The organism is Pseudovibrio sp. POLY-S9, assembly GCF_001431305.1.
Taxonomy (GTDB): domain Bacteria; phylum Pseudomonadota; class Alphaproteobacteria; order Rhizobiales; family Stappiaceae; genus Pseudovibrio.
In genome coordinates this window covers 7054-21836 of the sequence record NZ_LCWX01000037.1, presented here as the reverse complement: position 1 = coordinate 21836, position 14783 = coordinate 7054, and the positions used below count along the sequence as shown (strand labels likewise).

Sequence of the window (14783 nt, the reverse complement as noted above, 5' to 3'; positions counted from 1 at the left end):
CTCTTCAACAGCTGCCGCACCGGAGTGGACATCAGAGGCTGTGTAGTCAGCAGACTGGCTCGCAGCTTCTGCAGCCATTTTGCTTTGCTCGGATGTCTCGCGAAGAGTGAGTGCAGAGTTTTCGACGCGATTGCCGGCTTCTGCTGTCTGCTCTATCCGCTTGGTGATTGTCCGCTCAAACGCATTGATAGCATCTTCAAGCTGGTGAGTGCGCTCATCACGTTCTTCTGTGTAGTGACGATGGTAGGCGGAGACCGCTTGTCCCATGTCGAACATCACTGCTTTTTGAAGAGCAATCAGGCTGCGCGACAGGCGCCCTGGCGAAAAGCGCATCTTGCTGGCGAGCACTTTGGTCAGCTCTTCCAGAATAAACGTATAACCACCGATATACCAATCCGGCTCAAGGTTAGTGTACACGTGGGCGCGGCCAATCTTGTCAACGCGCTCCATGTAGGTGGAGTCAAAACCGCCGGTGAACAGGATCTTCCAGTGGCTTGCTTGAGCTGATTTCAAGCCATCAACTTTGCCGGATACCTTTTTCTTCAGTTCCGGATCACGCTGAACGTGGTTGTAAAAGTCACTCAAAATCTGTGTTAGGTGGCCCTCAACACTGGGCCAGAGATCTGAAAGTGTTTGTATGGTCTGACTATCAATTTTGAAAAAACCGAGCTGGCTTTTCAGACCTGAAAATGAATTGGTGGTCATGGCAGCAAATTTCCCGTCAATTTGTCGAGATCATTTGCATTTACAAGGGTTAACAGTAAGTAGATTTATCCATGCAAAATGCCGAATATATACTTATAATTGTGTTGGTAAGCGCAGATTGTGATGTGATATGAGCTTTTTAGGCAGGGATACGTGCCAGATTGTCGCAGGGTTTTGCTGCTTTTTCAGATTTTTAAAGTAAATCCGTTAACTTATCGAAGAACCGATTGTTTGTTCTGTAATTAGTGGATAACTCGTGTGGGTTGCATAAAAAATGCCGCTCAGAGCGGCACTTTCATTTCTTAAAATCATAAGGCTCTGAAATTCAGCAAGGACTATCTCAGTTCATGAGAAGTCCTGAAATGCTGAATTCAGCTCTACAATTTACTTAACCGAATTGGACTTCAGTAATCTCGTAACCGCGTGCACCACCTGGAGCAGTCACTTCGACGCTGTCACCAACTGACTTGCCGATGAGTGCGCGTGCAATTGGGGAGGAGATAGAAATGCGTCCACGTTTTACGTCAGCTTCAACATCACCAACGATCATGTACTTCTTTTCTTCCTCGGTATCTTCGTCAATGAGAGATACGGTTGCTCCGAATTTGACAGTATCGCCACTGAGTTTGGTCAGATCGATGATTTCTGCAAGTCCCAGAAGGGCTTCCAGTTCGTTGATCCGGCCTTCGTTCAGGCTCTGCTGTTCCTTCGCTGCGTGGTATTCCGCATTCTCTGAAAGATCACCGTGAGCACGTGCTTCGGAAATGGCTGCGATAATGCGCGGGCGTTCTCCGGTCGTGCGATGCTTAAGCTCTTCTGTGAGCATCACATAACCTTCCGGCGTCATAGGTACCTTTTCCATGGCTCGTACACCTTTCTTACGTTGTGGTGGTGTGGCCCATCACACTAAAAAAACTGACCGGGCTGAGAAGCCTCAACCCGGACCTGTTAAACTATACTAGCAGAAGTAAGATTGTAGGGACCTTACTTCAAGCGTTTTCGCTCGGAAAGCTTCGATGCCTTGAGCTGCTGCTACGGCTCCTGCCACAGTTGTGTAGTAAGGAACCTTGTTCATCAGCGCAGCTTGACGAAGTGACCGACTGTCGGAAAGTGCTTGTGCGCCTTCGGTAGTATTGAAGACGAGCTGAACTTCTCCGTTCTTGATAGCATCAACGATATGAGGACGCCCTTCAAGCACCTTATTGACCTTTGCGCACGGGATGCCTTGGTTTTCCAAGTATCTTTGCGTGCCTTCGGTGGATATAATGGAAAACCCTGATGCTACAAGTTTTTTAGCTGCTTCAAGAATTTTCGGCTTATCTGCATCCTTCAATGAGATGAAGACTGTTCCACCTGCCGGAATAACGGTGCCTCCGCCGAGCTGTGACTTGGCGAATGCGAAGGAGAAGTCTGTGTCCAGACCCATGACTTCACCAGTAGAGCGCATCTCAGGACCGAGAACCGTATCAACACCCGGGAAGCGAGCAAACGGGAAGACCGCTTCCTTCACTGCGACATGATCCAGCTTTTTCGGCTTGAGGTCGAAGTTTGACAGTTTCTCGCCTGCCATGACGCGGGCTGCGATTTTCGCAATCGGCACGCCAATGGTTTTTGCCACGAACGGTACTGTTCTTGATGCACGCGGGTTCACTTCCAGAACGTAGATCTCTCCGTCCTTGATTGCGAACTGAACGTTCATGAGGCCAACAACGTTGAGCTCCAGAGCGAGTTTGCGGCCTTGCTCTTCCAGTCTGGCAAGTGTTTCATCATCCAGCGTGTAGGCTGGCAGGGAACATGCGCTGTCGCCGGAATGGATACCAGCTTCTTCGATGTGTTCCATGATGCCACAGATGAAGACGTCTTCGCCATCACACAGGGCGTCCACGTCCACTTCGATTGCGCCGTCGAGATAACGGTCAAACAGAAGCGGGTTGGTGCCGAGCAGGGTGTTGATCTGGCCGGTTTTATCGTTCGGGTACTTGGCGCGCACATCATGTGGAACCAGCTCTGGCAGTGTGCCGAGCAGGTAGTTGTTGAGCGCTTCCTCGTCGCGAATGATCTGCATTGCGCGGCCACCCAGCACGTAGGATGGGCGAACAACAAGCGGCAGGCCAAGCTGGTTGGCAATGAGGCGGCCCTGTTCAACAGAATAGGCGATGCCGTTTTCTGGCTGCTTCAGATCAATTCTGTGCAGCAGACGCTGGAACCGGTCACGATCTTCTGCAAGGTCAATCATGTCTGGTGACGTGCCGAGGATTGGAATGCCAGCTTCTACGAGCGCTTGTGCCAGTTTCAAAGGTGTCTGGCCGCCGAACTGAACGATAACACCCTTGAGTGTGCCCTTGGAGTTTTCAAGGCGGAGGATTTCCAGCACGTCTTCAGAGGTGAGAGATTCGAAGTAGAGGCGATCGGAGGTGTCGTAGTCTGTTGAGACTGTTTCCGGGTTACAGTTGATCATGATGGCCTCGAAGCCAGCATCTTTCAACGCAAACGCAGCATGACAGCAGCAGTAATCGAACTCGATGCCCTGACCAATCCGGTTTGGACCACCACCCAGAATGACAACCTTTTGCTTCTCACTTGGGTTTGCTTCGCAGGACGGCAGACCCGGTGTTGGTGTCTCGTAGGTGGAGTACATGTAAGGCGTTGGAGACGCGAATTCTGCGGCGCAGGTATCAATGCGCTTATAAACTGGCTTCACGTCGAGCTCAGCCCGCAGAGCTGCTACTTTGTCAGCAGTCGTCTGGGTGAGAACCGCAAGACGGCTGTCTGAGAAGCCCATAGCTTTGACCATGCGCATGGCGGCTGCGTTGTCTGGCAGGCCGTGCTCGATGATCTTTGCTTCCATGTCCACGATTTCCTGCATCTGCTCCAGGAACCACGGATCAATCTTGCAGATGTCGTGGATCTCTTTTGCAGAGGTGCCAAAGCGCATTGCCTGAGCGACATTGAGCAGGCGATCTGGTGTTGGGACAGCCAGCGCTTTGCGGATCGCGGTGTAGTCTTCGCCGTGGCCGAGGCCGTCGACTTCGATTGGGTCGAGGCCCGTCAGACCTGTTTCCAGACCGCGCAGGGCTTTTTGCAGGCTTTCCTTGAAGGTCCGGCCAATGGCCATCACTTCACCAACAGACTTCATTGCTGTTGTCAGGGTTGGTTCGGAGCCTGGGAACTTTTCAAACGCGAAACGTGGGATCTTGGTGACGACGTAGTCGATTGTTGGCTCAAAAGAGGCTGGTGTTGCTCCGCCGGTGATGTCGTTTTCCAACTCATCAAGGGTGTAGCCAACAGCGAGCTTTGCCGCGATCTTTGCAATCGGGAAGCCCGTTGCTTTAGATGCCAGTGCGGAAGAGCGGGAGACGCGTGGGTTCATCTCGATCACAACGAGACGGCCATCTGCCGGGTTGACCGCGAACTGAACGTTCGACCCGCCTGTTTCAACGCCAATCTCACGCAGAACCGCAATCGAGGCGTTCCGCATGATCTGGTATTCTTTGTCGGTGAGGGTCAGGGCAGGGGCAACCGTGATGGAATCGCCTGTGTGGACGCCCATCGGGTCGATGTTTTCAATGGAGCAGATGATGATGCAGTTGTCCGCTGTGTCACGAACCACTTCCATCTCGTATTCTTTCCAGCCGAGCAAGCTTTCGTCGATGAGCACCTGACCGTTTGGAGACGCATCGATACCGGAGCGAACAATCTGTTCGTACTCTTCACGGTTATACGCTACGCCGCCGCCTGTGCCGCCGAGCGTAAACGCAGGGCGAATGATAGCTGGCAGGCCGATGGTGTCGATCTGGCGCATGGCTTCAGCGTAACCGGCACCGCGATCATATCCGGTGATGGTGCCTTCATCATCAAGGATTGGCGGAGAGGATGCGATTGCGGCGCGTGGATTTTCCAGCCCGATCTTGTCCATGGCAGCGCGGAATTTTTCACGGTCTTCAGCCTTGTCGATGACGTCGGCTTTTGCACCGATCATCTCGACACCGTATTTTTTCAGCACGCCTTTGCGGTCCAGTTCCAGCGCACAGTTGAGTGCGGTCTGGCCGCCCATGGTTGGCAGGAGCGCGTCCGGCTTTTCCTTGGCGATGATCTTTTCAACGGCGTCCGTGGTGATTGGCTCGATGTAGGTTGCATCAGCCAGATCCGGATCTGTCATGATGGTCGCCGGATTTGAGTTCACCAAGATAATTCGGTAGCCCTCATCTCGCAGTGCCTTACAAGCCTGAGTTCCAGAATAATCGAACTCACAGGCTTGACCAATCACAATGGGGCCAGCCCCGATGATCATGATAGATTGGATGTCATTGCGTTTAGGCATGGTGACTCACATATGCTCGCGTTTAAGCACCAGTGCACCCGATCGGTGCTCTGGTGGTGCCCTCTTTAGGAGTATGTCGGCTGAGCGCGCGTTATAAGAAATATTCGAGTAATGATAAACCCCGACGAACGCCTATTTCCGAAATAATCCGGTTTTTTTTCTCAAGACTTAAGGGGAGTTTATTCAGCTAATGTCGTGTTCTCTGTGGTTTTCTCACCATCAAAGTCAGCAATACCAGTGCTTAAGGCATAACAGGCCAGCCTGACAGACTTCGGAATTTCTACCGGTTTACCGTCACGATTGCCGTTTTCATAATACTGAATCATTCGTTTTTTTAAGCCGAGGCGTTCCGCTGCCTCTTTTTGCTTATAGCCCATCGACTTGCGCCAAGCCCGAAACTGAGATGGTTTCATGATACTAACCTAATGATTCCCAGACTGAAAATTCATTGTACAGACTGATGCATAATAATCTGCATTCGTACTATTGCATATAACAGAATGTAAAAAGCGCAAAAATTGCGCCATTTACCTTGATGAGGCGCAATTAGTGCGCTTATAGTTGTGGCGTTTCAGGAAAACTCCCGTAAGCCTGTGTGATTTCTTTGCATAGAACTGAGGTGGCTTTCCATTCACGCGGCTCATCAAGGAGATAATCATGTTAAACGAACTCATCCTGTATCGGGCTAATCTGAAGGGCAAAAAGATGGATGTGCACCGTCATGCGACTTTCAGATTTCAAATCAGACGGATCGTCAATGGCCTGTTGAGGGGCTAAGCGCAAGTACGTGTTTGATGGTAAATTGAGTTTACCTGCTGAAGAGGGTGTCTTTCTTCTGGCTTGCACATGCTGAAGATGATTCAATTAATGAAATTGGGTGGCCAAAATTGTGCAATGCGCACAATCTGGCATTTTTGACCTAGTGAATCTTTGGGTAATCTTGCCTTTTAACGTGTCAGATTTCACATTACCCCCTCTGTACGCGACGGCAGTTCAAAGTTTTGCAGCGCGAAAAATGAACATCCTGTTTAAAAAATGTGCAGAGTGATCATTTGGTCAGCCAATTTTCGTTTTACTGAGAAAGAATAAAGTCAGAGCAGATCTAAAGAAGGAGAGTAGTTAGAAGTTATATTGCTCACTCTGGCTATCTCTTCGTCATGTTCACATATTATAGACAATATGTAATTGACGCTTCTATAGTATATTAGCTCGGATAACGCAGGAACATCTTTGGGTATTTGCCGGAAAATGTAGAATAAATCAGCGGAACTGCAAAAGTATGTGCCCCTATTTTTTTATAATACTTATCTAGTATAACTACTTATGATGTTAATTCTCGGATGTCCTAGTGTATACGTTGCATTTACGAAGTAAAAAATGCGATGTCGGGCTATATTTTATCAGTTTCCTTGTGTAGATTATCAATTGTCCAATATGAATTATCATAGATTTCATTGAGGACTTTGAAAGTGGGGGGACTCATTCCTCACTGGGAATGCATTGAAGATTGTTCAAATGAACATCGAAAAGCTTCCGCAGTGTGAGTGGGTATCAAATGCTACTGCATAAGCTAGTACAGAAGTGGGGGAGTACAAAAGTTATTAGGGGAATTCATGGAGGCACCGGGTGGGGAGCTGAAATGATGAGCTTTTGTAACTCTTCTAAGGTTTAACATACAAACCACCGGGCAAATGGAAATGAACAGTATTCCTAGTAAGCTAGATGTCGCTGCGGATATCGCTGGACCTATTCGTGAGGACGATGGGGACGGTCAACTGCTCGCAATCTCTGAAATGTCAGAATTGTTTAGCGTCACTCTGCGTACACTACGATTTTATGAGGAGAAGGGGCTTCTTAACCCAGTACGTCGTGGAGCACGCCGCTTCTACAGAGGTCGTGATGTGAGCCGCATGCGGGTCATTTTGCAGGCCAAGAAGATCGGTCTGACGCTGGCAGAAGTTCGTCGTATTATCAAACTCGTTGAGGGTTCCAGCCCTCGTCCTGAGCAACTTAAAGAACTTCAGGAAATTTGTGGTGCGCAGGAGCAGCTGCTTCATGAGCAGGAGCAAGCGCTTCAAGAACAAATTGCGGAAGTTCGCGGTGTGTCTCATGCACTGAGCAGCATGCTGGAAACAGAAGCAGCTTAATCGCTTCTGATAAGAGTTACGGAACCCGGCTCCCTTGGTGCCGGGTTTTTTGTTGCCTTGATGTTGCTGAGGCGGTGTTTCCGGTCACGATCTGCCTACGATCGGGCAAAAGAAAAGCGGGGTGCTGGACCCCGCTTTTATTCATTCTGCCGTGCCGTTTTGATGAGCGAACGCGCTCTAAGCGGCTGCAGGTGTCTTGTGGTTCTCAATCAGCTCAATGAAGCGAGAAAACAGGTAGTGGCTGTCTTGTGGGCCAGGAGACGCTTCCGGATGGTGCTGTACTGAGAAGACAGGCGCATCTTTTACACGCAGACCACAGTTGGTGCCGTCAAACAGGGAAACGTGTGTTTCTTCCACGTTGTCGGGCAGGCTGCCAGCGCTCACAGCAAAGCCATGGTTCATGCTGGTGATTTCAACCTTGTTGGTGGTGTAATCGTGAACCGGATGGTTTGCGCCGTGATGGCCCTGATGCATCTTTGTGGTGGTGCCACCAAGTGCAAGCGCGAGCATCTGGTGACCCAAACAGATACCGAAGACCGGCAGGCCAGACTTCACGAGACTACGGATGGTTGGAACCGCATATTCACCTGTTGCAGCTGGATCGCCAGGGCCGTTGGACAGGAATACTCCATCCGGCTTAAGAGCGAGGACGTCTTCAGCAGAAGTGGTTGCAGGCACCACAGTTACGCGGCATCCGGCATCTGCCAGAAGGCGGAGAATGTTACGCTTTACACCAAAATCCAGAGCAACCACGTGATGGCTTGGTTTGTTCTGAGCGCCAAACCCGTCCTCCCAATCCCAGGTGGTTTCGTTCCAGTCGTAGGTTTTTTGAGTGCTCACGCCTTTTGCAAGGTCCATGCCTTCCAGATCCGGGAGGCCGGCTGCTTCTGCTTTCAGCGCTTCCACATCAAACTCACCATCAGCGTTATGAACGATCACGGCGTTCTGCATGCCTTTTTCGCGGATGAGAGCTGTTAATGCGCGGGTGTCTACGCCGGTCAGTCCAACAATGCCTCGTGCCTTGAGCCATGCGTCGAAGTGGTTGCCAGAGCGATAGTTGGAAGGGGTGGTGATGTCGGTGCGCAGAATCGCGCCTCGTACGCCAGACGTGCCTTCCATATCTACAGTTTCAACATCGTCTTCGTTCGCGCCCACATTGCCAACATGGGGGAACGTGAAGGTGATGATCTGTCCTGCATAGGAAGGATCTGTGAGAATCTCTTCATACCCGGTCATTGCCGTATTGAAGCAGACTTCGCCGGACGCTGTTCCAAGAGCTCCAACGCCTCGGCCTTCAATGACTGTACCGTCTGCGAGAACGAGGAGGGCGGTAGGTTTAGGTGCTGACCACGCGTCTTGAGCTTTCATCACTTGCTTTCTTGATACGGTTGATGACAGTATGCGTCCATCTGAAACGCACCGAAGGGACTTGACTTTGGCGCGTCACAGTCGCATCAAGGCCGGGACCATAGGAGAAGGGGTTCCTCTGGTCAATATCACTCGTGTAGAAATAATAGCGCTCGAGTTACAGGAAATCAGCCCAAATCAGATGGATGAGACGTATTATCCGGGATTTGGAGAGCCTCTTTTAAAGTTTCCGCGTCAGGGTTCCTTTAGTATGTTGCGAGACAAAATAGCGAATGCGCTGAAAGCCGCGCAAGAAGACACTAACAAAAGACGTGCCGCCACGTTGCGCCTCATCACCGCTGCCATTATGGACCGGGATATGGCTGCTCGTGAGCAAGGCCGTGATGGCTTAAGCGACGAAGAGCTGATGGACCTCCTGCACACCATGCTAGTCCAGCGTGAGCAGGAAGCGGCGCATTGTGAAGCGAGCGGTAAGGTAGAGCTTGCTGTGCAAGAGCGTGAAGAAGCGGAAATGATCCGTGAATTCTTGCCTTCGCAGCTCAGCGAGTACGAAATGAAGCTTGTTTGTCAAACAGTTGTCGAGTGCGTTGAAGCGCGTGGGCTGCGTGATATGGGACGCTGCATGGCCGAGCTGAAAGAGCGTTATCCGGGCCAGATGGACTTTGCGAAAGCCAGTTGCATGGTGAAGCAGATGCTGCGAGCTCCGCAGTAAGTCAACGTTTTTGGAGCACTTACAGGCCGCCGCGTCATCATGATGCGGCTTTTCTTTTTTCCTGAAGCGATAAATTGAGTTAAGCCAGCGCAAATGGGGGTTTTGCTGGCTTCTTGGGGCCTTCACGGCTATATAATACCCAGCTCAGCTGCTTTCAGGCCACTACGACAAATTGGACCATTATGCGTTTCGATCAGCTCTTTCTTGATGACATTCGCAACCGCGTCTCGCTTACAGATGTGGTGGGGCGACGTGTAACCTGGGATCGGCGTAAATCGCAGCCCGGAAAGGGTGATTATTGGGCCTGTTGTCCCTTCCATTCAGAGAAGTCTCCCAGCTTTCATGTTGATGAGCGCCGCAACCGCTACAAGTGCTTTGGTTGTGGTGAAAGTGGAGATCATTTCAAGTTTCTGATGGAGACTGAGGGCCTCAGTTTCCCTGAAGCTGTGGAAGAACTGGCTGGTGTAGCCGGAATCGCCATGCCTGCGCCCGATCCTCAGGCGGCAAAACGAGCTGCAAAGCGCAATTCTCTGACCGATGTTTGTGAGATGGCGGCACGCTATTTTCGGCATGTGTTCCAGTCTGCTGATGGGCGCGCTGCGCAAGAGTATGTGCAGCGGCGCGGTTTGAGTGCCGAGACGCTGAATGAGTTTCAGTTTGGTTTTGCGCCTCCTGGACGTGACAATCTGAAGAAGGCTTTGATGGCGAAAGACGTCACTGAAGCTGAGCTGATTGAAGTGGGTTTGCTCATTAAACCCGAGGATGGGCGTCCGTCCTATGACCGGTTTCGCAATCGTCTGATGATCCCGATCCATGATGATCGGGGCAGGGCAGTTGCTTTTGGTGGCCGGACCATGGACCCGGATGGACAGCCGAAATATCTGAACTCACCGGAAACACCTGTCTTTCACAAAGGGACGATGCTGTTTAATGCGCATCGCGCGCGCCAGCCTGCTTATGAGAGCGGACAAGCGATTGTGGTGGAAGGGTATATGGATGCCATTGCCCTCTGGCAGGTTGGCATCAAAGCGACGGTCGCGAGTTTGGGTACTGCGTTTACCGAAGACCAGATTATGCGGCTTTGGAAGTTTGCTGATGAGCCCGTGGTTTGCTTTGACGGTGACGTCGCCGGTATCTCTGCTGCCCACCGAGCGGTTGATCGTATTCTTCCAGTTCTGACCAGCGGTAAGTCTTTCCAGTTTGCGTTTTTGCCTGACGGGCAGGATCCGGATGATGTGATTAATGCTGGTGGCACTGCTGCCATGTACGGAGAGATTGAGAAAGCTCTGCCACTTTCAGAAGTGGTTTGGCGCCGTGAGAGCGAGCAAGCACGGATTGATACACCTGAGCGTAAAGCTGCGCTGGAAAAGGCCGTTGAAGATCTGGTTGGGACCATCAAAGATGAGCGCGTTCAGAAGCGTTATCGGATGGACTTGCGCCTCAAACTCTCCAACTTGTTTTACGAGGAGAGCCGCCGGAACCGTGGCAAAAGCGGTGGTGGGCGTGACGAGGGCTGGCGCGGCAACAAGAAACAAGGTGCAGATGATGAGTGGGCGTCCCGTGCCCGCGTTGAAGCGCCCGATACACCTTCTTATGGGGTAGAGCGCAGTTTCTGCACTATGTGCCTGATGTATCCGGAGTTGTTTGACCGCCACTTTGAACGGATTTCCCAGCTAACGTATTCCAACGAGCTGCACTCCATGTTCATGACAGCGTTGGTTCGGATTGCGACGGACCTTGCTGAAGGTGCTGTAACGCAGATCTATAACAAGCTGGATGAACGGTTCTATCAAATCCTGCAGGAAGCTATTGTGAGCGCAAGCTCTGAAAGCGATAGCAGCAAGGCAAGTACCTTGCGCCGCTGGGATGCGCTGACCAATCGTCTGCAGGTTTTGAAGGAAGACCCGCCCGAGGACTTTGTGGAGATGCTGTTCCTGAATTATGCTGATATGCTTGAGTTGCGCATGTTGGAGCAGGAGCTTGAGCATGAAACGCGGGCCATGGAGCAAGATCTGACCGAAGAAAGCTGGGGCCGGTTTCAGGCGCTTACGCAGGATTTGGCTCGTCGCCGTGAGGATTGCCTGCGTGATGAGCAGGAGCTGGCGGAGCGAGCAGCCAAAATGCGCTCCTCAAAAGGGTCTGTTCTGGCTTGATCTGAGAGGAGGGATTGCGGGTCTGTTTATCTGCTTCCCCCAGAGGATCTGGTGATCGCAACTTGAGGTGGAATTGTGATGGAAGAACTCTTGTTTTTCAAAGTTATCCAGAAAAACAGGCAATGAACTGTCCAAAATCCCCCAGAATCAGATTGACCATGCCGAATCGCCCTTGCGAATCACAAAAGGCGGGCTACATACACTAAGTCAGACAGCCGATACGAGCGCCCGTAGACCTTAGATGTCTTTAAAGCGGCGATATCATAATCGGATAATCAGCGCTGTCGATGCCTGGAATGTGCCGGATACGGCCTAAAACGGTAGGGATGCCGGTGAGCAGTCCTGCCCGAATGAGTTTTGGGTTTTCAATTCCGTGAAAACATTTTGATACCAGGGTTAAGTCAGGTTTAAGGGACTTTGCGTTAAACCCCAAAGTCAAATGTGATTCAAATGCCGCCTGTGTGGTCCAAACACGGGGGCGATTGATTGCGTAACGCGATAGTTCGCTGGAGCACGACCAGCGACTTTGGAGCAGAATATGGCGACGAAGGCGACACAAGCTGAAGATACGCAGGAACCGGCAGGCGCAGAGGGACAAGATGGTCCGCTCTTGGATTTGTCGGTCGCCGCCGTCAAGAAAATGATCAAGTCCGCGAAAAAACGCGGATACATCACTTATGACGAACTGAATGAAGTTCTTCCACCTGATCAGGTGAGCTCTGAGCAGATTGAAGACACCATGTCGCTTCTTTCTGAAATGGGCATCAACGTTGTTGAGGCGGAAGATGCAGAAGAAGGTAAAGAAGAAGAGGAAGCTCCACCCGCTGTAGACGGCGGTGAGTTGGTTGTTGCTTCTTCTACTGCTGTTACCAAAACCACGACTGCCAAAGAACCTACAGACCGTACCGATGATCCGGTGCGTATGTACCTGCGCGAGATGGGCTCTGTTGAGCTGTTGTCCCGCGAAGGCGAAATTGCCATTGCAAAGCGTATTGAGGCTGGCCGTGAGGCTATGATCTCAGGTCTTTGCGAAAGCCCACTGACCTTCCAGGCGATTATCATCTGGGGTGAGGAGCTGGCTGAAGGCAAGGTTCTGCTGCGTGACATTATTGATCTGGATGCAACATATTCCGGACCTGATGACAAGAACGGTCCATCTGATGATGACCTTTCTGAGCAGGAAAACGCTGGCGAGGGTGAAGTTCCTGAGGCCGTGCGCCTTAAGGAAAAAGAAGAAGCCCGCAAGCGCAAGGAAGAAGAAGCCCGCAAGCCTAACGGTGCTGCGGCTCCTGCCGCTGCTGCACCAGGTGATACCGCTTCGGGTGCGCCGGGTGAAGCACCTGCAGAAGGTGGTGAAACCACTGATGACGATGACGACGAGTACGAGGCAAACGTTTCTCTTTCTGTAATGGAAGCAGAACTGAAGCCTATGGTCGTTGAGATCTTTGACAAGATCACAGAGGATTACAAGAAGCTGCGCAAGCTTCAGGATCAGCTGGTTGAAAACAAGCTGGCTAACAAAACTCTGTCTCCGTCTCAGGAGCGTCGTTACAAGAAGCTCAAAGAAGACATCATTGTTGAAGTGAAGAGCCTGCACCTCAATAACAACCGTATTGAGACGCTGGTTCAGCAGCTTTACTCCATCAACAAAATGCTGATGGGTTATGAAGGTCGCTTGCTGCGTCTTGCAGACAGCAACGGTGTTAACCGCGCTGACTTCATCAAATACTATCAGGGTTCTGAATTGGATCCGAACTGGATCCGCAAAGTTGCAAACCTTTCTGGCCGTGGCTGGAAGAAGTTTGTGACTAATGATGGCGATATGATCCGCGAACTGCGCGGCGAGATTCAGACGCTTGCGACTGAGACTGGTCTTGAGATCACCGAATTCCGTACCCTGGTTTCCATGGTGCAGAAGGGTGAGCGCGAAGCACGTATCGCGAAGAAGGAAATGGTGGAAGCGAACCTTCGTCTCGTTATCTCCATTGCCAAGAAATACACCAACCGTGGCCTGCAGTTCCTGGATCTTATTCAGGAAGGTAATATTGGCCTCATGAAGGCGGTAGACAAGTTTGAATACCGCCGCGGTTACAAGTTCTCCACCTATGCGACCTGGTGGATTCGTCAGGCGATCACCCGGTCCATCGCGGATCAGGCACGCACCATCCGTATTCCGGTGCACATGATCGAGACGATCAACAAGATCGTTCGTACCTCTCGTCAGATGCTTCACGAGATTGGCCGTGAGCCAACCCCGGAAGAGCTCTCTGAAAAGCTGCAGATGCCGCTTGAGAAGGTTCGCAAGGTGCTGAAGATCGCTAAGGAGCCTATCTCCCTTGAAACACCGATTGGTGACGAGGAAGACAGCCATCTTGGTGACTTCATTGAGGATAAAAACGCCATCCTGCCGATTGATGCGGCTATTCAGGCGAACCTTCGTGAGACCACGACCCGCGTTCTGGCATCGCTGACACCTCGTGAAGAGCGTGTCCTGCGTATGCGCTTCGGCATCGGCATGAACACCGACCACACTCTGGAAGAGGTTGGTCAGCAGTTCTCCGTTACCCGTGAGCGTATTCGTCAGATTGAAGCGAAAGCGCTGCGTAAGCTGAAGCACCCAAGCCGCTCCCGCAAACTGCGGAGCTTCCTGGACAGCTAACCCGCTGCATTGGTTGAGAATTAAGAAAGCCGGTCTCTGTGAGGAGACCGGCTTTTTTGTTGGGTTGAGACTTTCTGGCTGGAGAGTGGACGGGCTTTCCTGCATTAATTGAGAGTTATGCTGCTACCGTTTTCTCTTTCCTATTTTCTGTCACCATCTTCTGGATCGACAGAATATGCGCTGTCAGGAAGAGGGGGACGAAGAAGGCCGGGACGAGGACGAGGGGGTAGTTGTCTATGATGTTGGGAGCATCTGTTGAGAGCAGGTGGAAGTAGCCGTTTGAGGTGAGGACACCTGTGCCGATTGCGGCCACGAAATCCAACAGGCCGAGAATGTGAACACGGATCATGAGAGTACGGGCGTTGGCGGCGTTGCTGCGGGCTGCTTTGTAAGCAAACACGGCCAGAATGCCTGTTGTGATATCTCCAAGGCCCGCTGGCATGGCAAATTCCCATGGCACTGGCCCCATTGCCCACCCGACTAGAAACACAAAGCCGATCACACGCAGGATTTGAACTCCCATGAAGATGCTTTGGTCTGTGGCTTCCAGAATCTTGCGTCCTGCTGCCGTGAAGTTTGCCAGGGCCCATACGGTGAGGGAGCCGCCCAGAAGCAGAAGGATCAATCGTGGAACCTGTGGGACTTCGGTGGGCAGCGTGAACAGATCTGCCTTGGCAAGCAAGACGGCAGCTGTAAACCACACCCCAAGCAATGTGAT

9 protein-coding genes and 1 pseudogene are annotated in these 14783 nt (G+C 51.5%); 4 read left to right on the top strand and 6 right to left on the bottom strand.

All coding sequences use genetic code 11. The annotated features are described in order from the left end of the window. From PPL9_RS02270 to PPL9_RS02255, 4 genes are all read right to left on the bottom strand, one after another. On the bottom strand, nt 1–705 hold a 705-nt coding region (locus PPL9_RS02270), incomplete at its 3' end, for a protoglobin domain-containing protein (protein WP_244273334.1). 388 nt (nt 706–1093) lie between these two features. After that, nucleotides 1094–1567, bottom strand: a complete 474-nt coding sequence (gene greA / locus PPL9_RS02265) for a transcription elongation factor GreA (protein WP_057461124.1) — start codon at nt 1565–1567, stop codon at nt 1094–1096. 96 nt (nt 1568–1663) lie between these two features. Continuing rightward, nucleotides 1664–5026 (bottom strand): carbamoyl-phosphate synthase large subunit, encoded by a 3363-nt coding sequence (gene carB / locus PPL9_RS02260; protein ID WP_057461123.1) that lies wholly within the window; start codon nt 5024–5026, stop codon nt 1664–1666. 179 nt (nt 5027–5205) lie between these two features. Then, nucleotides 5206–5439, bottom strand: a complete 234-nt coding sequence (locus PPL9_RS02255) for a helix-turn-helix transcriptional regulator (protein WP_057461122.1) — start codon at nt 5437–5439, stop codon at nt 5206–5208. 1284 nt (nt 5440–6723) lie between these two features. Between PPL9_RS02255 and PPL9_RS02250 the strand changes: the two genes are divergently transcribed. Next, on the top strand, nt 6724–7173 hold the full coding sequence (locus PPL9_RS02250) for a MerR family transcriptional regulator (protein WP_208860172.1): 450 nt from the start codon (nt 6724–6726) through the stop codon (nt 7171–7173). A 177-nt stretch (nt 7174–7350) separates the two neighbouring features. On the opposite strand, the gene carA is transcribed toward PPL9_RS02250, so the two are convergent. Continuing rightward, a complete protein-coding gene (carA, locus tag PPL9_RS02245; protein WP_057461120.1) occupies nt 7351–8541 on the bottom strand; it encodes a glutamine-hydrolyzing carbamoyl-phosphate synthase small subunit in 1191 nt (396 codons plus the stop codon). A gap of 67 nt (nt 8542–8608) precedes the next feature. Here carA and PPL9_RS02240 point away from each other — a divergent pair, with 67 nt between their 5' ends. The 3 genes from PPL9_RS02240 (at nt 8609) to rpoD (ending at nt 14065) form a co-directional block, all read left to right on the top strand. Then, complete coding sequence (locus PPL9_RS02240; protein WP_306418668.1) at nt 8609–9253, top strand: GatB/YqeY domain-containing protein; 645 nt, start codon at nt 8609–8611, stop codon at nt 9251–9253. Between the two features lie 182 nt (nt 9254–9435). Next, nucleotides 9436–11406, top strand: coding sequence for a DNA primase (dnaG, locus tag PPL9_RS02235; RefSeq protein WP_057461118.1), 1971 nt, complete (start codon nt 9436–9438; stop codon nt 11404–11406). Between the two features lie 538 nt (nt 11407–11944). After that, on the top strand, nt 11945–14065 hold the full coding sequence (rpoD, locus tag PPL9_RS02230; protein ID WP_057461117.1) for an RNA polymerase sigma factor RpoD: 2121 nt from the start codon (nt 11945–11947) through the stop codon (nt 14063–14065). A gap of 115 nt (nt 14066–14180) precedes the next feature. On the opposite strand, the pseudogene PPL9_RS02225 reads toward rpoD, so the two are convergent. Beyond that, nucleotides 14181–14783: pseudogene (locus tag PPL9_RS02225) on the bottom strand (hypothetical protein); the annotation flags it as partial.

Bases quoted from the DNA above. Each gene is read 5' to 3' on its own strand.
- carA (WP_057461120.1), bottom strand. From the start codon at position 8,541: ATGAAAGCTCAAGACGCGTGGTCAGCACCTAAACCTACCGCCCTCCTC.
- greA (WP_057461124.1), bottom strand. From the start codon at position 1,567: ATGGAAAAGGTACCTATGACGCCGGAAGGTTATGTGATGCTCACAGAA.
- carB (WP_057461123.1), bottom strand. From the start codon at position 5,026: ATGCCTAAACGCAATGACATCCAATCTATCATGATCATCGGGGCTGGC.
- rpoD (WP_057461117.1), top strand. From the start codon at position 11,945: ATGGCGACGAAGGCGACACAAGCTGAAGATACGCAGGAACCGGCAGGC.
- PPL9_RS02250 (WP_208860172.1), top strand. From the start codon at position 6,724: ATGAACAGTATTCCTAGTAAGCTAGATGTCGCTGCGGATATCGCTGGA.
- dnaG (WP_057461118.1), top strand. From the start codon at position 9,436: ATGCGTTTCGATCAGCTCTTTCTTGATGACATTCGCAACCGCGTCTCG.
- PPL9_RS02255 (WP_057461122.1), bottom strand. From the start codon at position 5,439: ATGAAACCATCTCAGTTTCGGGCTTGGCGCAAGTCGATGGGCTATAAG.